The organism is Trichococcus sp. ES5, from assembly GCF_900067165.1.
Taxonomy (GTDB): domain Bacteria; phylum Bacillota; class Bacilli; order Lactobacillales; family Aerococcaceae; genus Trichococcus; species Trichococcus flocculiformis.
The window spans coordinates 62,821-85,782 of the sequence record NZ_FJND01000001.1 but is presented as its reverse complement, the minus strand read 5'-3'; the positions used below and the strand labels follow the sequence as shown (position 1 = coordinate 85,782).

Genomic DNA, 22,962 nt, shown 5'->3' with positions numbered 1-22,962 from the left:
AAATGAAAGTAGTATTTATGTCGTTGACCGGCCAAACAAGGAAGTTCGTGAATAAACTGGGCTTTGAAACGATGGAATTAACAGCCGGTAATCCGTTCCAAAAAATGGAGGAGCCATTCATCATCGTTACCCCGACCTATGATAAAGAAGTGACGGATATTTTGACCGATTTCATTGAGACGGATCAAAACCGTGCTTACTTCAAGGGTGTGGCAGGTGGTGGAAACCTGAATTTCGGCAAGCTTTTCGGCTTTACCGCGAAAGATTTGGCACACGATTATGGCGTCCCGCTGCTGCACTTGTTTGAGTTTCAAGGCAATGAGAAAGATATTCAGATTTTGAAAGAGAAGGTGACGGAACTTGGATAGTCCAAAATTAGTAACCAAAACAGATGATGTAACCTATTATAAATTGAACAATGAAATCAATCGTCCGATTGATAATGCCATCCCTTTGCATAAGGATAAGGAAGCCGTACGAGCTTATTTCCTGGAGCATGTGAATCCGAACACGGTATTCTTCTATACGTTGGATGAAAAACTGAATTATTTGATCGAGCACGATTACATCGAAAAAGAATTCCTGGAGAAATACCCGCTTGATTTCATCAAAAAGTTGATGCAGGATACGTACAACAAAAAATTCCGTTTCAAGTCTTTCATGGCGGCCTACAAGTTCTATACCCAGTACGCGCTGAAGACGAACGACGGCAAACGTTATTTGGAGCGTTATGAAGACCGGATCGTCTTCAATGCACTCTTTTTGGCTAACGGGGATCAGCAATTGGCTGTCGATCTGGCGGAAGAGATGATCCATCAACGCTACCAACCAGCGACGCCTACCTTTTTGAATGCAGGCAGAAAACGCCGCGGAGAATTGGTGTCGTGCTTCCTGATCCAAACGACGGATGACATGAACAGCATCGGCCGCACGATCAACAGCGCGCTGCAGTTATCCCGCATCGGCGGAGGCGTCGGGGTCAACCTGTCGAACGTCCGGGCAGCTGGGGATCCGATCAAAAAAATCGAGAACGCATCGAGCGGCGTCGTGCCGATCATGAAACTTCTCGAGGACAGCTTCAGCTACTCCAACCAGTTGGGTCAGCGCAATGGAGCCGGTGCGGTGTACCTGAGCGTATTCCACCCGGATATCGTGGCCTTTCTTTCCACTAAAAAAGAGAATGCGGATGAAAAAATCCGCGTGAAGACACTTTCGCTGGGCTTGGTCATTCCGGACAAATTCTACGAATTGGCGGCGAAGGACGATCAGATGTATCTGTTCAGCCCGTATGATGTGGAGCGGATCTACGGCAAACCGTTCTCCTATGTCGATATCACCGCGGAATACGAAAATCTGGTCAACAATCCGGAAATTTCAAAATCGAAGATCCGTGCCCGCGACCTTGAGAATGAGATCAGCAAACTGCAGCAGGAATCCGGCTATCCGTACATCATCAACATCGATACGGCCAACCGCAGCAATCCAGTGGACGGAACGATCGTCATGAGCAATCTGTGCTCCGAGATTCTGCAGGTGCAACAACCTTCCTTGCTGAATGACATGCAGGAGTATGAAGTGCTTGGAACCGATATCAGCTGTAACTTGGGTTCGACGAACATCCCTAACCTGATGCAATCGCCTGATTTCGGAAAATCGGTCGAAACGATGGTCCGTGCCCTGACTTATGTAACCGACCACTCGAGCATCGATGCGGTCCCGACAGTCAAGAACGGGAACGACCTAGCGCACACGATCGGTTTGGGCGGCATGGGCTTGCATACGATGTTCGCAACGAATCAGATGCATTACGGTTCGCCGGAATCCATCGAATTCACGGATATCTACTTTATGCTTTTGAACTATTACACTTTGGCAGCCAGCAACAAGATTGCTAAGGAACGCGGACAATCATTCGTCAATTTCGAGAAGTCCAAATATTATACGGGCGAATATTTTGATGCCTATACTGATACTGATGTCGTTTTCCAATCCGAAAAAGTCAAACAAATCTTTGAAGGGATTAAGGTTCCGACGAAAGAAGACTGGTTGCAGTTGAAACAAGCAATCCATGAATCCGGCTTGTATCACCAAAACCGTTTGGCGATCGCGCCGACCGGATCAATCAGCTATGTAAATGAAACGAGTGCAAGTCTGCACCCGATCACGCGTCTGATTGAAGAACGTCAAGAGAAGAAAACCGGTAAGACTTATTATCCGGCTCCGCAGCTTTCCAACGAAACAATGCCGTATTATCGTTCGGCCTACGATATCGATATGCGCCGTGTCATCGATATTTATGTCGCTGCTCAAAAGCACATCGACCAAGGCATGAGCCTGACGTTGTTCATGCGCTCAGAATTGCCGGAAGGTATGTATGAATGGAAAGAAGGGCGCACAAACAAAATGACGACTCGCGACCTGAACATCCTGCGCAATTATGCCTGGAAAAAAGGCGCAAAATCGATTTACTATGTGCGTACTTTTACGGAAAACAATGACGAAATCGGAGCGAACGCTTGTGAATCATGCACCATCTGATGATACAACGCACTGTATTTGATCACCCGTCATGCAATAATCGCAAAAGTCTAACGGAGGAATGAAGGATGGCAAACAAGCCTTATATAGCAATCAACTGGAACAGCATCGAAGATATGCTGGACAAGTTGACATGGGAAAAACTGACGGAACAATTTTGGCTGGATACGCGGATCCCGTTGTCCAATGATTTGGACGACTGGCGCACGCTCAGCAAAGCGGAGCAGGATATGTTGGGGAAAGTGTTTGGAGGATTGACGCTTTTGGACACGCTGCAATCGCAGGACGGCATCGCCGCTATGAAGGAAGATATGCGCACGCAACACGAGGAAGCGGTATTGAACAATATCCAATTCATGGAATCGGTACACGCGAAAAGTTATTCCTCGATCTTCAGCACCTTGAATACGAAGGCTGAAATCGAGGACATCTTCAACTGGACCAACAGCAACGAATTTATCCAACGCAAAGCCAGTCTGATCAACGATATCTACAAATCCGGCAATCAGTTGGAAAAGAAAGCTGCCAGCGTGCTGTTGGAATCTTTCTTGTTCTATTCCGGATTTTATGCACCGCTTTGGTACCTCGGCAACAACAAATTGCCGAACGTCGCGGAGATCATCAAACTGATCTTGCGCGACGAATCGGTCCACGGCACGTATATCGGCTATAAATTCCAGATCGCTTACAACCAACTGTCCGAAACGGAGCAGGAAGAAGTCAAGAACTGGGTCTATATGCTGACGTATGAACTCTACAATAATGAAGTGAAATACACGCAATACATCTACGACGAGTTGGGCTGGACGGAGCGCGTCAAAGTTTTCATTCGCTACAATGCAAACAAAGCCCTGCAGAACCTGGGCTTCGATCCGTTGTTCCCGGACACGGCCGACGATGTGAATCCGATCGTCATGAACGGTATCTCGACCGGCACCAGCAACCACGACTTCTTCTCGCAAGTCGGGAATGGCTACCTGTTGGGTGCCGTCGAGGCGATGGAAGACGAAGATTACGTCAAATGGATAGACTAAACTGAAAAGCAAGGAGAGCAGCGGATCGATTCGCCGCTCTCCTTGCTTTTTTTGCATATGTGCCTCGACAATTTTAGTGTTGCTTGCTGAGGCAGGTTCCGGAACCATGGATAACTTTCTATTATTCATGTTTTAGCTCGTCATTGCGTCTGAATGAACAGAAGCTAGTGCTATCCAATTTTTTCGAAAGGAATGCTGCAACCGCATGGTTTCATTGCCGTTTACAAAAGGTTAACAACGAATCCAACTGTTCTTTACATCCGACTGTTAGTATTTATTTGTAGTCAAATACGTAACGAAAAAGAATGAAAAATTCATTCATAAATAAGGAGAGAATAAAATGAGATTGTCCAACAAAAGATTGTTTGCCGGTTTGGCATTGAGCAGCATGCTTGTTTTGAGCGCATGTGGAACGGGAGCAGCGACAACTGCTGAGGCGGAAGTCGATCTGAACGCATTGTCTTTGAGTGAAATTGAAACGCAAGCCAAAGAAGAGGGCCATGTGGAATCAGTAGGGATGCCGGATACATGGGCGAACTGGGGAGAGACTTGGGAAGAACTCGAAACGACTTATAGCTTGACGCATGCAGACACAGACATGAGTTCAGCTGAAGAATTGGCTTTATTCAAAGCAGAACAGAACAATCCAACGAAAGATATCGGCGATGTCGGCCAATCATTCGGGCCTGTTGCAGAAGCGGATGGGTTGACTCTAGCTTACAAAACATCGTATTGGGATGATATACCGGAGTGGGCGAAAGACGATGATGGCGATTGGATCGTCGGTTATTACGGGACATTGGCTTTGATCACCAATTCTGAAAAAGTAACGGATGCACCGACCAGTTTTGCCGATATCCTGGCAGGCGATTATAAAGTCACGATTGGTGACGTAAATGCCGCTACCCAAGCACAAAATGCGGTATTGGCTGCAGCCATCGCAAATGGCGGGGACGAAACCAACTTGGATCCGGGCATTGCCTTCTTCGCACAGCTGGCTGAACAAGGCAGATTGGACTTGGGCGATACTTCGTTGGCCCGTTTGGAATCAGGCGAAATCGAAGTTGGCTTGTTCTGGGACTTTAACGCACTGAATTATGCGAATCAAGTTGCAGAAACGAACCCGAATGCAAGTTTTGAAGTGACTATTCCGCTGGATGGAACGATCCAAAGCGGATATGCAACAGTCATCAACGCGACGGCGCCTAATCCGCATGCGGCAGCGTTAGCCCGTGAATATATCCTTTCTGATGAAGGCCAGATCAACTTGGCTAAAGGCTATGCGCGTCCTATCCGCGATAATGTTGAATTGCCGCAAGAGGTGCAGGATATCTTGCTTCCGGAAGAGCAATACGTGAAGGCGCAACCGGTCTCTGACTTTGATGCATGGGAAGAGGCTGCAGCCGGCCTGGGCCAAAGATGGCAAGAAGAAGTACTGACAAAAGTAAAATAATCGAGGTTGAATAGAGTGGATAAAGTAATTTTTGTAGTGTTGGACGGATTGAATGCCAAGACAGCCCATAACCATATGGGCTTCTTGGAACATCTGGTCGAAAAAGGAATCATGGCGGCTTACACCATCAAATCAGAAATGCCCGCACAATCAAGACCCTTGTATGAAGTTCTGCAGACTGGTGTGCCGGCTGCCGAAAACGGCATCACCTCGAATCGCACAGTCCGTCGTTCCAAAGAACAGAGTGTTTTTGAAATCGCCAAGGACAACGGACTCAAGACGGGGGCGGCCGCTTACTTCTGGGTAAGCGAGCTGTATAACCGGGCACCCTTTCAAATGATGGAGGATCGCATTCAACTGGATACGAATGCTCTCATCGAGCATGGCATTTTTTATCATGAAGATCATTACCCGGACAGTCATCTGATTGCGGATGGCGATTACTTGATCCGGAAGAAAGCGACGGATTATACGCTGATCCATTCGATGAACATCGATGATGCCGGCCATAAATTCGGCGCCGACAGCAAGGAATATGTACAGGCGGCCGTCCGCGTTGATGCTGAACTTTCTCAGTACATCTGGAGATGGATGAGCGAAGGCTATCAGATCGTGGTCACTTCCGATCATGGCATGAATGACTACCATACACATAACGGTATTTCTGACGAAGATCGGTTGGTTCCGCTCTATTTGTTTTCGGACAAGGTAATCGTCAAAGACTTCCGCAAAGAAGAGGCAGTCGTCCCGCAGCTCGAGATTGCGCCATTTTTATGCAATTTGCTGGGCATTCCGGCCGGAGATCGCATGCAGGCGGTTCAGGGAATCTTTATGAAAAGAGGGTCTGGCGATGCTGCAGAATGAAAAACGCAAGTATCTCATATTGCTGCTGCCGTTCGCGCTGCTCATCCTCCTGTTCGAATTGATGCCGTTAGCCAACATCTTCATCAACAGCTTCAGGAATCCGGCAACAGGCAGCGTTACGTTCGCCAATTTCACGACCTTGTTTACGAGCGAATACTACTTGCTGTCGATCAAGAACAGCCTGTTCGTTTCCTTGCTTTCCGCATTCATCGGGATCGCGTTGGCGCTCCTGGGTGCCTATGCCATCCATACAGCGGGCGACAGGATGAAAAAGTTCTACATCACCACTTTGAACATGACTTCAAACTTCCAGGGAATCGTATTGGCGTTTGCCTTCATCCTGTTGTTGGGGAATTCAGGCATCCTGACAACGTTGGCTGACCAATGGAACTTGGCTGTATTGAACAACTACGACCTGTACACAACCTCAGGGATCCTCATCACCTTCATTTATTTCCAGATTCCTTTGGCGACCTTGTTGCTGTATCCTTCGTTTGACGGCATCAAAACCGAATACAAGGAAGCGGCGAGCCTGATGAATGCGACGGCATGGCAATTCTGGACAAAAATCGGCCTCCCGTTGGTGCTCCCCAGCATTTTCGGAACCTTTTCCGTCCTCTTCTCCAATGCGCTGGCAGCCTATGCGACACCGTATGCTCTGCTCGGGAACAATTATGCCTTATTGCCGATCCGGATTTCATCCATGTTCACAGGTGATGTCGTCCAACAGGTGGAGTTGGGAAGTGCCTTGTCGATCGTGATGCTCGTATTGATGAGCACGATGACGGTTTTAAGCAACAGCCTGTTAAAGAAATTCAGAAAGGGTGTGTAAAAAATGAAGAAACGAAGCAATGCCTTTTCTTCATTCATCATCGTTATCCTTTCCGCGATTTTGCTTCTGCCTCTGTTTGTGACGCTGCTGAATTCTTTGTTCAGGGATTTGAGCAATATTATCCCAGAAGGGTTCACGTTTGAATTCTATAGCGGTATTTTTGCTGGTTCAGGCGGGATGGCGGGCGCTATAGGCAGGTCTTTACTGATTGCGATCATACCGACGCTTGTGCTGTTGCTGCTCCTTTTGTTGGCGATGTATGTCGTGCAGATCCATTATCCGAAAGGAGATAAATATTTGGACCTGTTGTCAAAAATCCCCTACGGCATTCAAGGCGTCATACTTGCGGTCTCGATCATTTCGCTGTACGCCTCTTCCAGCACTTTTTTGTCGAACCGCATTTTTTTGTTGAGTTGTGCCTACGGAATCGTCATTTTGCCATACATGTACCAAGGCATCAAAAACGCTTTGACCACACTGGAGGTCATGCCGATTTTGGAGGCTGCTGAAACGTTGGGTGCCAGTAAGCTCTATGCCTTTTTCCGGATCATCGTACCCAGCGTATTGAAAGGTTTGGTTGCGACGATTCTGCTCTCGATAGGCATTCTGTTCAGCGATTTCGTCTTGGTGAATATCATTGCAGGCAGTTATTATGAAACGACCAGCATTTTCCTTGATAAAACCAGAAGTGTGTCGGGGCATGCGGCTAGCGCAATTTCCGTGGTCATCTTCTGCATCATGCTGATTTTGACGAACTTGTCGGGTTATCTGGGATCGAAAGAGATCAAAAAAGCAAAATAAACGCAAATAGCGAGTAAGTGATTCACATTTTTCATAAAGTATAGAGGAGACACAATGGCATACATAGAATTCAGAAACATCAGAAAATCATACGACGGTGAAAATTTAGTGTTGAAAGATCTTAATCTGCAGGTGAATGAAGGCGACTTGGTCACGTTGTTGGGCCCATCCGGTTGCGGAAAATCAACTTTGTTGCGTTCGCTTGCCGGTTTTGAAAGCATTGACGGGGGAAGCATTCACATAAACGGCCAGGATGTGACGGATTTGCCGCCGGGAAAACGGAACATAGGGATGGTTTTTCAACAATACTCGTTGTTCCCCAATATGAATGTAGCGGAGAACATCGCATTCGGCTTGAAGATGCAGAAAATGAATCCGAATCTGATCAAAGAAAAAGTTGCCAGCATCATCGAGCTCGTTGACCTATCGGGGAAAGAGAACCATTATCCTGCGCAATTGTCCGGCGGGCAAAAACAACGGGTTGCCCTGGCACGCGCCATCGTGACCGAGCCAAAAGTGTTGTTGTTGGATGAGCCTCTGTCTGCTATTGATGCCTTGTTGCGGAAGAATCTCCAAAAGCAGATCCGCCGTATCCAGAAGGCTTTGCATATCACGACGATTTTTGTGACGCATGATCAGGATGAAGCGATGCTGATGTCGGATGTGATTCATGTCATGGCTTCCGGAAAAATCGAGCAGTCGGGTACACCAACCGAAATATATACGCATCCTAAAACGCATTTCGTGGCTTCGTTCATCGGCAATTACAATCTCTTGGACAACACGGATTTTGAGAAATTGACCCAGCGAAAAACGCAGGCAAGTCAAATCGCCATCCGTCCGGAGGCCATCGAGTATTTCAAAGAGCCTCAGCCTGAGACGGATGAACACATGTATTTCAAAGGGAAAGTCATCGATGAAACGATCAGCGGGAATATCCTGTCCTATGTGATCGAAACGGATCAAGGTGTCGCTTTGCGCGCGGATCATCTGTACCGTACCTTCAATCTGCTTGATAAAGGCGAGCAAGTCTTTCTGAAAGTAGAGAAGCGAAATATTCTGGAATTTTGAAAAGACCCTCCCCACAGCCGAAAAGGCAGTGGAGAGGGTCTTTTTGTGTGGGTTCTGCATTCATAACATTGTAACTAGCCAACCGATGAATCCGCCCATGATGATCAGATAGGAGGAGTTCACTTTGAATCTGATAAGGCCGATGAAACTGAATGCGAAGATGAGGACGCTGAACCACGAAACGAAGGTTGCTGTCCCCAATTGCCAGGATACAGCTGCCATCAACGCCAGCGAAGCAACCGTGATTCCGTCCAAAATACCGGCGAAGATTTTGGATGAACGCAGTTTGTTGAACAACGGGTGCAACAAAAGAATCAGCAGGAAGGAAGGCAAGAAGATGCCGACAGTCGCCAATACGGCACCCGGGACTCCTTGGATCAGATAGCCCACGAAAGTTGCCGTCGTGAAGACCGGGCCAGGCGTGAACTGGCCGATTGCGACAGCATCCAGCAACTGGGTGCTGGTCAGCGCCGCATAGCGGTCGATGAATTCAGCCTGCAGAAAAGCCAACAGAACATAACCGCTCCCGTAAAGGACCGAGCCGATCTTCAAGAAAGTCAGGAATAACAGCGTCAGCGACATAGGTTCGATCGCCAGATGACGCGACCGCCATTTGGCTGACTGTTGAATCAGCAGCATCGTTAATCCGGTCAGGATCAGGATCGTGATTTCGCCGACGCCCATCAGCGACAGCAGATAGGCCGCCAAGAACAAAAGCAGCGATTTGGTGTCCTTGATGGTCGTCTGCCCCAGACGGAAAAGGGCCTGGATGATGACTGCAAGGATGACCGGTTTGATGCCGGTGAAAATCGCTTCGATGAGCGGCACTTCGCCGTACGCTTTATAGAACATGGCCAGCAGTAACACAATCGCCATGGCAGGGAAGATGAAGCAGATGCCCGCCAAGAAAAGCCCAAGCTTTCCACCACGTTTATAGCCCAAAGCAATAGCCAACTCCGTTGAATTTGGACCGGGGATCAGATTCGTGAATCCGAGTAGATCCATGAAATCCGATTTGGTGAGCCATTTGCGCTTCGTCACCAATTCGTCCTCCATCATGGCGATGTGCGCGGCCGGGCCTCCGAAGGCAAACAGCCCCAGCTTGGCAAAAACAAGGCAGATTTCCTTGTAGATTTCTTTAGAATAAGTCACGGAATCCCTCCATTGAATAAAAAAATTCTGCTCTAAAGCGGATCAGATTTTTTCGGTATATGCCATCTTATTTTTGAAAAGGGTCAATTCGGTCACGCTCAACTCGTGCAACAAGGCGATGGCATCGTCGAAATGGTAACGGTACTTTTGGATGCTGTGCGCATCTGAACCGAGACTGAAGCGGGATCCGCCCATTTCCAGATAAAGACCGATCATATAGCGGTACAAGTCTGCATTGTTGTATTCATACATGCTGCGCGTGTTCAATTCAAGCGCCATTTCTTTCGCCATGATTGCATTGAGCAGCCCCTTCAGCAAAGGCTCGAATTCCCGAAGATCGTCTACCGTGACGGGCAAGCGACGGATTCCGTAATCAAAGTGCGCGAAAACATTTGCGCCATCGACTTGCCGGACAGCTTGCGTACAGAGCTCGAAATATTCCTTCATGACCGCTTTGGGGTCCATCTCATCGATGATTGGCTGCAAGTAATCATAGCGCCCGTTTTGGTGAACACTCAGCAGGATGACATCAAAGGCTTTGCCTTCCAGATAAGCTGTAATTTGCGCGTGGGACTCAGGCGTATAGCCGACTTCGATGCCACAGCGGATGCGTCCATCGTGGATTGTGTTCAGTGCGTCTATTTTATCCCTGTAGGCAGCATAATCCAAGACGGTATCCACACCGCCGTTGTAGGCATCGTGGAAATCCAGGTGCTCCGTTGTGACGAGCAGTCCGTCTGTTTGCTCGAGATAATTTTCAAATGATTCCGCAGAATCGGGCGAAAAATGCGTATGCATATGTTGATCGTAGTAACCCAAAATCATTCCTCCTTGTGCATGGATGTCACCAGTATAGCAGACAGCGATGGATTTCCAGAAAAGATTCCGTTAAGAAAATGTAAACCATCGAAGCCAGAATATTAAACATTATCAAAAAATTTGCGCCAATGCTTGTGGAATTTTGCTATAATGATTAAGGTCGTGGAAAAATAAGATAAATTTTTTGGATTGGTGGTTTTTTATTTGGCAGCACGATATGTCATGGGAGTGGATGTCGGTACCACAAGCACAAAAGCCGTACTGTACGAAACGGACGGCTCAGCTTATGAATCAGCGTACGCACATTATCCATTAATTAAAGAGAATCCCGAAATGGCGGAACAAGACTTGGATGAGATCTTTTCAGCCGTATTGAAAACAATAAAAGCAGTCATACAGAAAGCTGAACTGGGCCCGACGGATATTGCCGGGATCGGCTTTTCGAGCGCCATGCACAGCTTGATCCTCATGGACGCGGAAGGAACGCCGTTGACTCGGAGCATCACCTGGGCCGATAATCGTTCAAAAAAATACGCAAGCATGCTGAAGCATTCCGGAATGGGCCAGCGTTTTTACGAAAAAACAGGCACACCGCTGCATCCGATGTCCCCGATAAGCAAGATTCTTTGGCTGAAAGCAGAAAAGCCCGAAGTGTTCCAAGCAGCGCGTTGGTTCATCGGCATCAAGGAATACATTCTCTGGCGGCTGTTCGGTGAATTCGTCGTGGACTATTCCGTTGCCTCGGCTACCGGATTGTTCAATATCCGGGAATTCCGCTGGGATGAGGAAATTCTGGAATTCTGTGGCATCACGAGTCAAATGCTGCCGTTGCCGGTAAATCCTGGTAAACAACTGAGCGGCCTCTCGGAGGAAGTGGCTGAGTTGCTGGGGCTGGCTGCGGATACGCCCTTCATAGTTGGAGGGAATGACGGCTGCTTAGCCAACTTGGGTATGGGAGCGATTCGCGCCGGTACGGCAACCATCACGATCGGTACGAGTGGTGCGGTCCGGATGACGAGTGAAAAACCTTATGTAAGCCCGGAAGGACGTACATTCAGTTATATCCTGGATGAAAACCATTATGTGAACGGCGGCGCCGTCAACAATGGCGGAAACATCTTTGATTGGGCCATCAAACAATTTTTGCCGGCCAATGTTGCTGATGAGGATCTCTACGACAAAGCGATGGAGATGATTGCGAACGTCGCACCTGGCGCTGATGGGTTGGTTTTTCATCCCTATCTGAACGGAGAACGGGCGCCTTTGTGGAATGCGGATGCCAGAGGGAATTTCAGCGGCATCAACATGCTGCATACGAAAGAACATTTTTTGCGCTCCGTTTTGGAGGGGATCTGCCTGAATCTGAAGGATGTGCTGGCAACGGTCATCTCTATGAACGGCGAACCAACAAAAATTATGGCCAGCGGGGGCTTTTCGCGCTCGCTGGCTTGGCGCCAAATCTTGACGGATATCATCGGTATGCCGATCGAATTCCCGGAAACTTTTGAAAGTTCCTGTACGGGTGCCGCTTTGATCACGCTGAAGAGCTTGGGCTTGGTGGAATCCGTGGATGACGCAGAAAAGTTGATGGGTGCTTCAATCGAACATCAACCGAACGAAGACAGCAAGTCCGTCTATGCGGCGATGTTCCCGCGTTACCAGCAGATGAGCAGGCTCTTGCAGGAATTTTATACAGAACAATGAAATAGAACCAATAAACAAAGGCAAGGCCACTGAGTGAAACTCAGTGGCCTTGCCTTTTTGTGCACTCAAAGAGGGTTTGGTTGTTCCAGTGCGCTTTCGATCAGCTTCGTCATTTTCTTCGGTGCCGTGATCGGGGCAAAACGCTTGATGATTTCGCCGTCGCGGCCGATGAGAAATTTCGTGAAATTCCACTTGATCGCACCGCCTCCGGTCTGTTCGACCAGATATTTGTAAAGAGGATCTGCATTCTCACCGTTCACTTCGATTTTATCGAAAATCGGAAAAGTGACGCCATAATTGAGTCGGCAGAATTCAGCAGCTTCGACTCCATTCAAAGGTTCTTGGTTATTGAACTGATTCGATGGAAATCCCAAAATGATGAAATCCTTGTCTTTGTATTTTTCGTAAAGCTCCTCCAGTTCATCCAATTGCCCCACCAAACCGCACTTTGAAGCTGTGTTGACGATGCAGATGACTTTTCCTTTATACTGTTCCAATGATACAGATGACTGATCTGTTTTAGTTGCTGAATATTCATAAATGGACATATTGAAGGACTCCTTTTATTATGCTACTTTTAAATGCTAAAACATAGTATAAACAACAATGTAAAGGATTGCAAAAGATAAGACCCGCAAAAAAGTGAAGGAGATATGACAGTTTCATGAGAAATGATGAAATTGTAACAGTAAATTCCATAAATGTCTGTTTTTTTTTTCGTATTTGCTGTATGATAGTTGAGTATTATAAATCGAATCTGGAGGGATTTTTTTTGGACATGTTTGAAGGCTTAAGCCAAAAAATCGTAGGAAAAAAAATAAAAATCGTTTTCCCGGAAGGCTTAGAACCAAGAATCTTAGGTGCAGTCGTACGTCTTAAAGCGGAAGACTTAGTGGAACCAATCGTTATCGGAAATGTGGATGCAGTTAAAGAAGCTGCAAAAGGCCGCGGATTCAGACTAAATGGTATCCAAATCATCGATCCAACTGATTATGCTGAACTCGATGAAATGGTTGCGTCATTTGTCGCTCGCCGTAACGGAAAAGTCACTGTAGAACAAGCAAAAAAATTATTGTTGGATGAGAATTATTTCGGAACAATGCTAGTACACATGGGTTTGGCAGATGGCTTAGTGAGCGGTGCCGTTCACTCTACAGGTGATACTGTCCGTCCAGCACTTCAAATCATCAAAACAAAACCAGGCGTAAGCCGCACAAGTGGTGCTTTCATCATGATCCGTGGTACTGAAAGATTCCTTTTCGCTGACTGTGCAATCAACATCAATCCTGGCGCTCAAGAATTGGCTGAAATCGCTGTTGAAAGTGCTAAGACAGCTGAAATGTTCGAAATCCAACCAAATGTTGCTTTGATGAGCTTCTCAACAAAAGGTTCAGCGGCATCACCAGAAGTTGACAAAGTCGTGGAAGCTACAAGAATCGCAAAAGAATTGGCTCCTCAATACAACATTGACGGTGAACTGCAATTCGATGCAGCTTTCTCTGAAGTAGTCGCTAAACAAAAAGCACCTGGCTCAACTGTAGCCGGTCAAGCCAAAGTCTTTATATTCCCTGAAATCCAATCAGGAAATATCGGCTACAAAATTGCACAACGTTTCGGTGGTTTCGAAGCAGTAGGCCCAATCCTGCAAGGTTTGAACAAACCGATCTCCGATTTGTCGCGCGGATGTAACGAAGAAGATGTCTATAAAACAGCCATCATCACAGCAAACCAAACATTACTTGATTAATAAGAGAATGGAAAGCATGGATCAAATCCGGCTTTCCATTTTTTTGTTGCAAGCCAAATTGGACTATGCTCAGAAAAAAGGTGCATTCCGGAGTGAATATTTCTATAATAAGGAATGGAACAAAATAAATTGGTGAAGATGGGGGCAGAAACAGAATGTTCACCTTAACAGCAAAGAATGAAGAAGAAACAAAGTGGATAGCTGCGCAATTGGCGCAATTATTGGAACCGAAAGACGTCATACTCCTTGAGGGAGATCTAGGTGCCGGGAAAACAACCTTTACAAAAGGGTTGGCGAAGGGCTTAGGTATTGATACTGTCATAAAGAGCCCCACGTATACTTTGATCAGAGAGTACACGAAAGGCAGGTTGCCGCTGTACCATATGGATGTTTATCGTCTGGAGGATGTCGGAGGCGATGATATGGGCTTGGAGGAATATCTGTATGGGAATGGGGTTTCGGTGATTGAATGGGCTACCTTCATCGAAGAGGAATTGCCGGATGCATATTTGACGATCCAATTGGTCCCTACCGGGGAATTTTATGAAAACCGGGAAGTCACATTTATCCCGACCGGCGAACGCTATGATGCTATGGTCGAAACACTACAGGGAATACTCAAGAAAGAAGGACAATAATATGCGCAAGAGAGAAAAAGTCGAAATCATGATCCGGGAAGCCATTCCGGCCGATGCAAAAGACATCATCGCTTTCAGCAAAAAGACTGGCGCTGAGACACCGTATTTGGCATATGGAGCTGAAGGGTTGGAATTGTCCGAAGCTTTCGAGGAACTTTATCTGGAAGACTTGATGGAGAAAGACAACAATGTCATGCTGATCGCGACGATAAATAACAAGCAATTGATTGGTTTGGCGTCTGTCGGGGCAACGGATAAACCCAAACTTAGACATGTCGGTGAAGTCGGCATTACGGTCGAGAAGGAGTATTGGGGATTCGGAATCGGATCGGTCCTTATGGAAGAAATCGAGACTTGGGCAATCGAGAGCGGCGTGATCCGCCGCTTGGAGCTGACAGTCCATGGCGAAAACGAACGCGCCATCCATCTTTATGAAAAAATGGGGTACCAACGAGAAGCGGTGATGCCGCGTGCCATGTTGATTGACGGGGAATTTATCGATGGCGTCATGATGAGTCTGATGATCGATTGATATACAAAAGCAGCGTGACGGTTTAGGTGAAAAATTTTGGAAATTTTTTTATCGGATAGGAATATATAAAATTTTTTTAACTCAAAAGTGCATCACCGTAGGTGTTTCACAAGTTTGCAAAATGTTTCATGCATCTAAAATGATGTCCAGCTTCACGGGTTAGCCCTTCGGAAATTAGATAAATCTGTCCTATTGCGCTCTTCGATGCTCAGTCGGACAGATTTCCTAAATTTCTTTCAGGGCTGAACGAACCCGTTCAGCTTTTCTTATTTAAATCGTCATTTTCTGCTTGACTTGATAACGCTTACATGTTATTATAACTATACAAAGAGAGACATACTAAGTAAGACTAAGAAACAAAAAAGAGTATGCCACTCTTTCAGGGAAATCCTTCAAAAAGATTTTCCGGTTAACAGCTTTTCAGTCAAGCTGTTAATGCAAAATCTTAGATGCTTCGGAATTTGTGTCCTAGATAATTTTCTAAGCCATGAAAACTTGATTCATTCTAAGATCAATAAACAGTAGATTTCATTCAAGCAACTGGAAGCGAAAGCTTAGATGACTTGCCTGAAAACCAAGCGTAACCAGTATTGAAAAGTTCGTAGATCATTAAGATTGAATAATCAATGAAGCGAGGATGAGACTACTGATTTAGGAGGAAGTGTTCCGAAAGTTGGAGCACTTCCTTTTTTTGCGTTGTAGTAGGGACAGGAGTGGGTTGCTTTCGATAAGTATAAAAATTTATACATATGAAGGAATAAATTATTTGATACAAAATGCTTGCATCTGCATAATCTTTCAGTTATCCTTTAAAACGTAATCGTTACGATTTAGTGAGTGAGAATCATTATCCGATTTTGGATAGTCCATAAAGAGAAGACGGAGGAAGAGCAAAATGAAACAAAAAAAGAGCATGAAGTGGGCTTTGTCGCTAGTAGGGGCAACTGCACTATTGGCTGGTTGCGGAGCAGCCGGGAGCACAACAGAAAATACGGAGTCGGACAAGCTGCAGGTTGTCACGACCTTTTATCCGATGTACGATTTTACGAAACAGGTTGCGCAGGACGATGCCGAGGTGAGCATGCTTTTGGAAGCCGGAATGGAGGTGCATTCCTTTGAACCTTCGAGCCAGATGATCGCCGAAATCCAAGATGCCGATGTTTTCATCTACAACAGTCCCGAGATGGAGACATGGGTGCCGGATGTGCTGGCGTCCATCGATACTTCGGATATGGTGGTCATTTGTGCGAGCGACGCAATCACGCTGTTGGAGTATGAAGGCGAGGCTCACGCGCACGATCATGAGTCTGAGGAGGAAGGGGCGAATGCTGGTCATTCGCATACTGTCGATCCGCATGTTTGGTTGGACCCTGTGCTTGCGCAGACAGAGGTATCGACGATTGCGGAAGGATTAGCTGAAGCGGATCCAGACAATGCTGAGGATTATCTGGAAAATGCCGGAATTTATAACGGGAAACTGAATGAATTGGATGAAGCCTACCGAGCTGCATTTGAAGGAACAGAAAACCGTACTTTCGTGACGCAGCATGCGGCTTTCGCTTATTTGGCGGCCCGCTATGATCTTAATCAGATTTCCGTAACGGGTCTGAATGCCGAGGTTGAACCGAGCGCGGCAGCTTTGGCCACACTTTCCGATTACGTGAAAGCCAACAATATTTCGCATATTTATTTTGAGAACAATGCTTCTTCACAGACCGCGGAAACGCTTGCGGAAGAGGTCGGCGTCGAACTGGCGGTATTGAGTCCTCTCGAAGGGATCACCGAAGAGGACCAGAAAAAGGGTTCGGATTATATTTCGGTCATGCTGGATAATCTTGAGGCATTGAAGAAAAGTATCAACTGATCCAGAAGTGTTATTGCTCCTCCTTGGGACCTTTGCGTGCTATGATTTGGTTGAGAAAAGACTGCAGAAAAAAATTGCAGTGAAAATCGGAAAACAGTCGAACAACATGCACTTGTTTCAGTCAATGGGAAGATATTGTCGGACAAGGAGGGAACGTTATGCTTTTTAACGATCGCAAAGAGGCCGGCATGCTGCTGGCGGAAGCTTTGGGAAGTACCGCGGAGAAGATATCGTCGTATTTGCTTTGCCTCGAGGGGGCCTACTATGTCCGCTTCGATCAGCTTGACGACAATGAGGTCGTCGCCTTACTCCGAAGTATGCATGTGAAGGAGGAGAAGGCAGATGAGTGATCCAGAAACGGCAGTCAGGATAACCGGTGCGGGCGTCACCTTGATGGGTGATTTGGTCCTGCACAGAGACCCGAAAGGCCTTGTCATTTTTGCCCACGGTAGCGGTAGCTGCTCTGCAATCGACAGCTGCGTTAGGCGATGAAATCAAGGCCGTTGTTTCGCGAGGCGGACGTCCTGATTTGGCGAAAGCATATTTGGCCAAAGTCACAGCCCCGACGTTGTTGTTGGTGGGTGGCTATGATGACGGCGTAATCGAGCTGAATGAGCAGGCCCACGCATTACTGAACTGCGAAAAAGAAATGACCCTTATTCCGGGAGCCACCCACCTGTTCGAAGAAGCCGGGACACTGGAACAGGTTGCCGAGTTGGCTGCACAATGGTTCGTGAAGCAATTTCCGGGAAAATAAGGCCGACCGAATTGATTCGGGCCGGATAACAAAAATAAGCAGGATACCTTTCATATGAAGGTCGTCCTGCTTATTTTTGTGGGTAGTTCAGCATGCGCGTTCACCCAACACGGCCGATCATTCGGCTTCGGGATTATAGGTCCAGCCATGGTCGTTGTGGTAGATCATGAGCTTGGACATCCCGCCATCGACAGTGAAATTCTGCCCGGTGATGAAGCCGGCTGCGTCGCTGCAGAGGAAACGGATCATCTGTACGATATCATCCGGCACACCGACACGGCCGACGGGATGCTGCAGGAGATCCGCGGCTTCATAGTCCGGTTGATAGTCTTCCTCTTTATGGAAGGAACCCGTGTCGATCCAACCTGGGCTGATGGAATTGACCCGGGCTTTCCCGGCCAATGAGATACTGAGGGCGTGCGTCAACGCGAGGATGCCGCCTTTAGCCGCCGAGTAACTTTCGGTGTCCTTTTGCGACATGAAACCGCGGCTTGATGCGATGTTCACGACCGAGGCGCCAGCTGTGAACACCGGCAAAAACAAGCTCGTTAACAGGTACGGAGCTGTGACGCCCAAAGCCAGGACATAATTGAAGTCCTGAAAGGAACACGCCGACAGGATTCCTTTTTTGCTGATGCAGGCGTTGTTCACCAGATAATCGACTTTGCCGAAGCGTTGCTTGACGGCTTCCGCAAAAGCGTGAAGGGCAGCCTCCTCCGCGATGTCTCCGTGATGGAAATAGACATCGTTCGTTGCGAAACGGGAAACGATCTTTTGGCCGGCTTCCTTATCCGTGTCCACGAATGCGACAGCGGCACCCGCAGCCAAAAATGATTCCACCGTGGCTCGGCCGATGCCGTTTGCTCCGCCGGTCACCACGACTACACGATTTTGAAAATCCATATTCCATTCCTCCCGACTGATTGATGCTTCTGATATTTCGTTGCTACAGCGAAAGCTTCAGCGATACCGGGCAATGGTCGCTTCCGAAGATATTTTCATGGATATCCGCGTCGACCAGAGCATCCTTCAAAGCTTCCGATACCAGGAAGTAGTCGATCCGCCAACCTGCATTGTTTTTGCGGGCGTTGAAGCGGTAACTCCACCAGGAATATCTGCCTTCCGCATCCGGATGGAAGTAGCGGAAAGTATCGATGAATCCGTTCGCGACCACATCGCTGAACTTGGCGCGTTCCTCGTCCGAAAAGCCCGCGTTTTTGCGGTTCGTTTTCCAATTCTTCAGATCGATGTTTTCGTGGGCAACGTTGAGGTCACCGCAGACAATGACCGGTTTTTCTGTCTCTAGGCCCTTCAGATAAGCCAGAAAGGCCGTTTCCCAATGCATCCGGTAGTCCAACCGCTTCAGCTGCTCCTGTGAATTCGGGGTGTAGACGTTGACCAGGAAGAAATCGCCATACTCCAAGGTGATGACGCGTCCTTCCGAATCATGTTCGGCAACGCTGATGCCTAATCGGACAGAGAGCGGGGTGTGTTTCGTGTATATCGCGGTTCCTGAATAGCCTTTGCGATCGGCATAATTCCAGTAGGATTCATATCCGGGAAATGCTAGCTCGATCTGTCCTTCCTGCAGTTTTGTTTCCTGCAGACAGAAGAAATCAGCATCGAAGTCCGAAAAAATATCCGCAAAGTTCTTGTTTACGATTGCCCGCAAGCCATTGACGTTCCATGAGACAAATTTCAGTTCCATTTTGTCCACCTGCCTTAACGTAACGCAAACGTATAATAAAGGAACAGGATGAAAATGATCAGGTTGAGGACAGCCAAAGACCATTTCATTTTCGGTTCCGGGATGTTCAGCGCAAAAATCGTTCCAACTAGCGGCAAAAACAGCGCCAACACTAATGATGTAGTGGATACTGAATCAGGATCTTTGGTGGTAAAAAGGTAAAGCGGATATAGGATCGACAAGAGTGTAAAAGTGATCCCGTTTCTGATTTGTTTCGGTTGCATAGAGCAGCCTCCTTTATCTATTATCTATCCTATTTTACCATACCTGCACGTTCTAATCGCAAAGAAGAGGGCTGAAAGAAACGTTCAAAGACGAAAATGGATTCCCGTTATCTAACAATGCTGTTTCAAATTGATTAAATTGTAAATTATTTCATAAACTTGTGTTAGAATAGCATGAATAGGTGCATAATTGATTTTTATTAAAATTAGGTTAATTAAAGGTTAAAAGCCTATAATTAATTGCTGCCGCTTACTAATTTGATACAAATCGGTATCAAGTGATGTTAAAATGGACTACATAAATAAATTTAGTGGGTGAAATGAATGTTGGGAAAGGAAATAAAACAACAGTTTCCTGAAATGATCGTTAAAGAGAATGAAAAATTGTCACACTATACATATACAAAAACAGGCGGCCCAGCAGATGTGCTTGTCTTTCCAAAGTCCAAAGATGAGGTTGCGGCTGTTGTCTCTTGGGTGAACGAGAAACAAGTTCCTTTGACGGTATTGGGCAACTCCAGTAATGTCATCATCAAGGATGGCGGCGTCCGCGGTATCGTTATGATCCTGACGGAAATGGACCACATGGAAGTGAAACGCCATCGGTTGACTGTCCAGAGCGGCGCACGTTTGATCGATGCTTCCCGAATGGCTTTAGCGGAGCGGTTGAGCGGCTTGGAATTCGCATGCGGCATTCCTGGTAGCGTCGGCGGAGCGGTCTATATGAATGCTGGAGCATACGATGGTGAAGTTGAAGAAGTCATCGAATCCGTCGTGGTGACCACCCGCGAAGGCAAAATAAAAACCTACTCGAAGGATGAACTTGAGTTTTCCTATCGCCATAGTAAACTTCAGGAAACGAACGAAATCGTTCTCGAAGTTGTCTTCGATCTGGAAAAAGGCAAGCACGAAGCGATCAAAGCCCGAATGGATGAATTGACTGCCTTGCGCGAGTCGAAGCAGCCGTTGGAATATCCCTCATGTGGGAGTGTCTTCAAACGGCCAACCGGATATTTCACAGGTAAATTGATTCAAGAAGCGGGTCTTCAGGGATTGACGTGGGGCGGGGCGCAGGTTTCGATGAAGCATGCAGGTTTCATCGTGAACATCAATCAAGCTACAGCAACCGACTACATTGAACTGATAGCGCATATCAAAAAAGTCATAATGGAGCATTATGGCGTGCCATTGGAAACGGAAGTCCGGATCATCGGAGAAGATAAAGTGGGAAGCGTATAGGTTAAAAGAAGGCTGGGTGTGAACATTCAGCTCTTTTTTGGATAGCACTTAATTATTTTTTGAATATACTAATGAAGGAGGATAGCCATGCGAAGACCACTGATATCTTTTCAGAACTTTAGTTTCACTTATTCAGATCAAAACGAACCGACTTTGGAAGAACTGAATGTCACTATCTACGAAGGGGAAAAAATACTTGTGCTCGGCCCTAGCGGATCGGGGAAAACGACCTTTGCCCGCTGCCTTACAGGCGTATTGCCGAGTGAAGAGAACGGCGATGTGAGTGGAAATATCCTCTTTCACCATCAGGTTGACCAAACAGTAGCCCCTTTTGAAGATTTTCTTCCGAATGAAATGAAGCTGATAAAGAATAGCATGATTCCCCACGCAGATCAGATGGGAAAATTTGGAGTGAAACAACAAATTCCATTCCGTTCCGCTGAAGATTTGAAAAAACTGGAGAATTGGCACGAATTTTTGCAGAAACGGCCTTATCTGAAGCGCAGTTTCATGAAATTGTCGGAACAGCAATTGGGTGACATCACAATGGCGGGTATCTCCTTGGATGGCAAACCATTGATTTTATTTGATGAGCCATTAGCGAATCTGGACCCGAGTTCCGGGGATTTGGCCATGAAATTCATCGACGATCTGCATCGCGTCAGCGATACGACGGTCCTGATCATCGAACATAGGCTTGAAGATGTTTTGGCACAACCAATCGACCGCATCCTGTTGTTTTCCGGTGGACGGATCATCGCTGACGCAACGCCGGAAGAGATACTCCGTACCGAAATTTTGAGCGATATCGGCATCAGGGAGCCGCTGTACATCACGGCGATGCGCTATGCCGGAGTCGATCTGGACAATGTCAGGGAGCTGGCGAATGTAAAGAAAGTGAACGGACCGCAATTAAAGGAACAGATGGAGAGTTGGCTGAATTATTTGCCGCAATTCCGTTATGCCGACTATGATGAAGTGCTTTTGGAACTGGATGGTTTATCGTTCAAATATCCTTGGAATGACGAGGACATCGTCGATGGAGCCTTCCTCCGAATTTACAAAGGGGAAATGCTCAGCCTTGTCGGTGCGAACGGCGCCGGAAAATCGACGCTTTCCCGTTTGATGACCGGAGAAGAAAAACCACAAAGTGGCCGGATCTATTGGAAAGGCCATGAAATCAGCGACATTGATGCGGATGAGGCTGAAAATTACGTAGGTTATGTCCCGCAGAATCCGAAAGACAGTTTGTCACAGGAAACCGTATATGCAGAAATTGCCTTAAAACTGAGACAGCGCAACATGGACGAGGAAGCGATCGAAAAGAAAGTTGATGAAGTTGCGAAAGTCTGCGGATTGCAATACATAAAAGACTTACCGTTATCCATGCTGAGTTTCGGCCAACTGAAACGGGTGTCGATTGCAGCCGTATTGGCGCTTGACCCTGAGCTGATCATCCTGGATGAGCCGACCGCCGGACAAGATTTCAGTCACTATAAAGACATCATGCACTTCCTCCAACAGATCCACCAGAACGGCGTGACCGTCGTCATTGTAACGCATGATATGCATCTGATGCTCGAATACACCCGCAGAGCGGTCGTTATGGCCAAAGGGAAAATTGTGGCTGATACGAGTTCCGCTTTTGTCCTCATCAATCCAAGGCTGATTCAAGTAGCTTCACTGAAAGAGACCACATTGTTCACCTTCGCGAATCAAATCGGTATGACGGATCCTTACTCCTTTACGGAAAAATTCGTCTACTACGATCGGGCTGCGCGTCTGTTCTAATAAAATTCATATTAGTCCCAAACGTCAGAATGATCATTTCTGGCGTTTTTTGTTCAGGTTTCATTGTAAATGAGCCTACTTCTTATATAATGATAGTGTTATATGTTAACATGAAAGCACTGAATGCCGTTGGAAAGTGCGAGAAGACACTGGAA

The 22,962-nt window shown here is 46.9% G+C and carries 23 protein-coding genes; 17 read left to right on the top strand and 6 right to left on the bottom strand.

Features of this window, described 5'->3' with window-relative positions:
• Window positions 1-2: 2 nt before the first annotated feature.
• From nrdI to TES5_RS00330, 8 genes are all read left to right on the top strand, one after another.
• Window positions 3-368, top strand: a complete 366-nt coding sequence (gene nrdI / locus TES5_RS00365) for a class Ib ribonucleoside-diphosphate reductase assembly flavoprotein NrdI (RefSeq protein WP_068558596.1) — start codon at window positions 3-5, stop codon at window positions 366-368.
• Window positions 361-2,538, top strand: a complete 2,178-nt coding sequence (gene nrdE / locus TES5_RS00360) for a class 1b ribonucleoside-diphosphate reductase subunit alpha (RefSeq protein WP_068558593.1) — start codon at window positions 361-363, stop codon at window positions 2,536-2,538. Before nrdI ends, nrdE begins: the two co-directional genes overlap by 8 nt.
• Window positions 2,539-2,606: 68 nt before the next feature.
• Window positions 2,607-3,572: a class 1b ribonucleoside-diphosphate reductase subunit beta gene (gene nrdF / locus TES5_RS00355; protein ID WP_068558591.1), complete on the top strand. Its 966-nt coding sequence runs from the start codon at window positions 2,607-2,609 to the stop codon at window positions 3,570-3,572.
• Between the two features lie 340 nt (window positions 3,573-3,912).
• Entirely contained in the window at window positions 3,913-5,025 is a 1,113-nt protein-coding gene (locus TES5_RS00350; RefSeq protein WP_068558588.1) for an ABC transporter substrate-binding protein, read from the top strand.
• A gap of 6 nt (window positions 5,026-5,031) precedes the next feature.
• On the top strand, window positions 5,032-5,889 hold the full coding sequence (locus tag TES5_RS00345; protein ID WP_068558581.1) for an alkaline phosphatase family protein: 858 nt from the start codon (window positions 5,032-5,034) through the stop codon (window positions 5,887-5,889).
• Complete coding sequence (locus tag TES5_RS00340) at window positions 5,876-6,721, top strand: ABC transporter permease (RefSeq protein ID WP_083546392.1); 846 nt, start codon at window positions 5,876-5,878, stop codon at window positions 6,719-6,721. The genes TES5_RS00345 and TES5_RS00340 overlap by 14 nt, the downstream gene beginning before the upstream one ends.
• 3 nt (window positions 6,722-6,724) lie before the next feature.
• Window positions 6,725-7,522, top strand: a complete 798-nt coding sequence (locus TES5_RS00335; RefSeq protein ID WP_068558578.1) for an ABC transporter permease — start codon at window positions 6,725-6,727, stop codon at window positions 7,520-7,522.
• A gap of 54 nt (window positions 7,523-7,576) precedes the next feature.
• Window positions 7,577-8,593, top strand: coding sequence for an ABC transporter ATP-binding protein (locus TES5_RS00330; protein ID WP_068558575.1), 1,017 nt, complete (start codon window positions 7,577-7,579; stop codon window positions 8,591-8,593).
• A 60-nt stretch (window positions 8,594-8,653) separates the two neighbouring features.
• Here TES5_RS00330 and TES5_RS00325 read toward each other — a convergent pair whose 3' ends face one another.
• Together TES5_RS00325 and TES5_RS00320 are read right to left on the bottom strand one after the other, a co-directional pair.
• Window positions 8,654-9,745 carry a chromate transporter gene (locus TES5_RS00325; RefSeq protein WP_232309248.1) on the bottom strand — a complete coding sequence of 364 codons (1,092 nt, stop codon included), beginning with the start codon at window positions 9,743-9,745 and terminating at the stop codon, window positions 8,654-8,656.
• Window positions 9,746-9,787: 42 nt separating this feature from the next.
• Entirely contained in the window at window positions 9,788-10,564 is a 777-nt protein-coding gene (locus TES5_RS00320; protein WP_083546393.1) for a histidinol-phosphatase HisJ family protein, read from the bottom strand.
• A gap of 204 nt (window positions 10,565-10,768) precedes the next feature.
• Here TES5_RS00320 and TES5_RS00315 point away from each other — a divergent pair, with 204 nt between their 5' ends.
• Complete coding sequence (locus tag TES5_RS00315; protein ID WP_068558567.1) at window positions 10,769-12,268, top strand: gluconokinase; 1,500 nt, start codon at window positions 10,769-10,771, stop codon at window positions 12,266-12,268.
• 65 nt (window positions 12,269-12,333) lie between these two features.
• Here the strand turns inward: TES5_RS00315 and TES5_RS00310 are convergent, their stop codons facing one another.
• Complete coding sequence (locus TES5_RS00310; protein WP_068558564.1) at window positions 12,334-12,816, bottom strand: glutathione peroxidase; 483 nt, start codon at window positions 12,814-12,816, stop codon at window positions 12,334-12,336.
• A 224-nt stretch (window positions 12,817-13,040) separates the two neighbouring features.
• Between TES5_RS00310 and pta the strand changes: the two genes are divergently transcribed.
• From pta to TES5_RS00280, 6 genes are all read left to right on the top strand, one after another.
• Window positions 13,041-14,015, top strand: a complete 975-nt coding sequence (gene pta, locus TES5_RS00305) for a phosphate acetyltransferase (protein ID WP_068558560.1) — start codon at window positions 13,041-13,043, stop codon at window positions 14,013-14,015.
• Between the two features lie 155 nt (window positions 14,016-14,170).
• Window positions 14,171-14,653, top strand: coding sequence for a tRNA (adenosine(37)-N6)-threonylcarbamoyltransferase complex ATPase subunit type 1 TsaE (tsaE, locus tag TES5_RS00300; protein WP_068558558.1), 483 nt, complete (start codon window positions 14,171-14,173; stop codon window positions 14,651-14,653).
• A gap of 1 nt (window position 14,654) precedes the next feature.
• Window positions 14,655-15,185, top strand: a complete 531-nt coding sequence (locus TES5_RS00295) for a GNAT family N-acetyltransferase (protein ID WP_068558548.1) — start codon at window positions 14,655-14,657, stop codon at window positions 15,183-15,185.
• Between the two features lie 895 nt (window positions 15,186-16,080).
• Window positions 16,081-17,049, top strand: coding sequence for a metal ABC transporter substrate-binding protein (locus tag TES5_RS00290; protein ID WP_198143271.1), 969 nt, complete (start codon window positions 16,081-16,083; stop codon window positions 17,047-17,049).
• Window positions 17,050-17,207: 158 nt separating this feature from the next.
• Window positions 17,208-17,399, top strand: a complete 192-nt coding sequence (locus TES5_RS00285) for a hypothetical protein (protein WP_068558545.1) — start codon at window positions 17,208-17,210, stop codon at window positions 17,397-17,399.
• 80 nt (window positions 17,400-17,479) lie between these two features.
• Window positions 17,480-17,806, top strand: coding sequence for a dienelactone hydrolase family protein (locus tag TES5_RS00280; RefSeq protein ID WP_198143270.1), 327 nt, complete (start codon window positions 17,480-17,482; stop codon window positions 17,804-17,806).
• A gap of 117 nt (window positions 17,807-17,923) precedes the next feature.
• Here TES5_RS00280 and TES5_RS00275 read toward each other — a convergent pair whose 3' ends face one another.
• From TES5_RS00275 to TES5_RS00265, 3 genes are read right to left on the bottom strand one after another with little or no spacing between them, the layout of a single operon-like run.
• Complete coding sequence (locus TES5_RS00275; RefSeq protein WP_068558538.1) at window positions 17,924-18,709, bottom strand: SDR family oxidoreductase; 786 nt, start codon at window positions 18,707-18,709, stop codon at window positions 17,924-17,926.
• A gap of 43 nt (window positions 18,710-18,752) precedes the next feature.
• The gene (locus TES5_RS00270; RefSeq protein WP_068559295.1) at window positions 18,753-19,508 is read right to left on the bottom strand and encodes an exodeoxyribonuclease III; all 756 of its coding nucleotides are present in this window, start codon (window positions 19,506-19,508) and stop codon (window positions 18,753-18,755) included.
• A gap of 20 nt (window positions 19,509-19,528) precedes the next feature.
• The gene (locus TES5_RS00265) at window positions 19,529-19,777 is read right to left on the bottom strand and encodes a hypothetical protein (protein WP_068558535.1); all 249 of its coding nucleotides are present in this window, start codon (window positions 19,775-19,777) and stop codon (window positions 19,529-19,531) included.
• A gap of 324 nt (window positions 19,778-20,101) precedes the next feature.
• Here TES5_RS00265 and murB point away from each other — a divergent pair, with 324 nt between their 5' ends.
• On the top strand, window positions 20,102-21,016 hold the full coding sequence (murB, locus tag TES5_RS00260) for a UDP-N-acetylmuramate dehydrogenase (protein WP_068558532.1): 915 nt from the start codon (window positions 20,102-20,104) through the stop codon (window positions 21,014-21,016).
• Between the two features lie 87 nt (window positions 21,017-21,103).
• Window positions 21,104-22,807, top strand: coding sequence for an ABC transporter ATP-binding protein (locus TES5_RS00255; RefSeq protein ID WP_068558531.1), 1,704 nt, complete (start codon window positions 21,104-21,106; stop codon window positions 22,805-22,807).
• Window positions 22,808-22,962: the final 155 nt, after the last annotated feature.

Bases quoted from the DNA above. Each gene is read 5' to 3' on its own strand.
- TES5_RS00255 (WP_068558531.1), top strand. From the start codon at position 21,104: ATGCGAAGACCACTGATATCTTTTCAGAACTTTAGTTTCACTTATTCA.
- TES5_RS00295 (WP_068558548.1), top strand. From the start codon at position 14,655: ATGCGCAAGAGAGAAAAAGTCGAAATCATGATCCGGGAAGCCATTCCG.
- TES5_RS00330 (WP_068558575.1), top strand. From the start codon at position 7,577: ATGGCATACATAGAATTCAGAAACATCAGAAAATCATACGACGGTGAA.
- TES5_RS00350 (WP_068558588.1), top strand. From the start codon at position 3,913: ATGAGATTGTCCAACAAAAGATTGTTTGCCGGTTTGGCATTGAGCAGC.
- TES5_RS00340 (WP_083546392.1), top strand. From the start codon at position 5,876: ATGCTGCAGAATGAAAAACGCAAGTATCTCATATTGCTGCTGCCGTTC.
- nrdF (WP_068558591.1), top strand. From the start codon at position 2,607: ATGGCAAACAAGCCTTATATAGCAATCAACTGGAACAGCATCGAAGAT.
- TES5_RS00335 (WP_068558578.1), top strand. From the start codon at position 6,725: ATGAAGAAACGAAGCAATGCCTTTTCTTCATTCATCATCGTTATCCTT.
- TES5_RS00265 (WP_068558535.1), bottom strand. From the start codon at position 19,777: ATGCAACCGAAACAAATCAGAAACGGGATCACTTTTACACTCTTGTCG.
- TES5_RS00310 (WP_068558564.1), bottom strand. From the start codon at position 12,816: ATGTCCATTTATGAATATTCAGCAACTAAAACAGATCAGTCATCTGTA.
- TES5_RS00290 (WP_198143271.1), top strand. From the start codon at position 16,081: ATGAAACAAAAAAAGAGCATGAAGTGGGCTTTGTCGCTAGTAGGGGCA.
- tsaE (WP_068558558.1), top strand. From the start codon at position 14,171: ATGTTCACCTTAACAGCAAAGAATGAAGAAGAAACAAAGTGGATAGCT.
- nrdI (WP_068558596.1), top strand. From the start codon at position 3: ATGAAAGTAGTATTTATGTCGTTGACCGGCCAAACAAGGAAGTTCGTG.
- murB (WP_068558532.1), top strand. From the start codon at position 20,102: ATGTTGGGAAAGGAAATAAAACAACAGTTTCCTGAAATGATCGTTAAA.
- TES5_RS00275 (WP_068558538.1), bottom strand. From the start codon at position 18,709: ATGGATTTTCAAAATCGTGTAGTCGTGGTGACCGGCGGAGCAAACGGC.
- TES5_RS00285 (WP_068558545.1), top strand. From the start codon at position 17,208: ATGCTTTTTAACGATCGCAAAGAGGCCGGCATGCTGCTGGCGGAAGCT.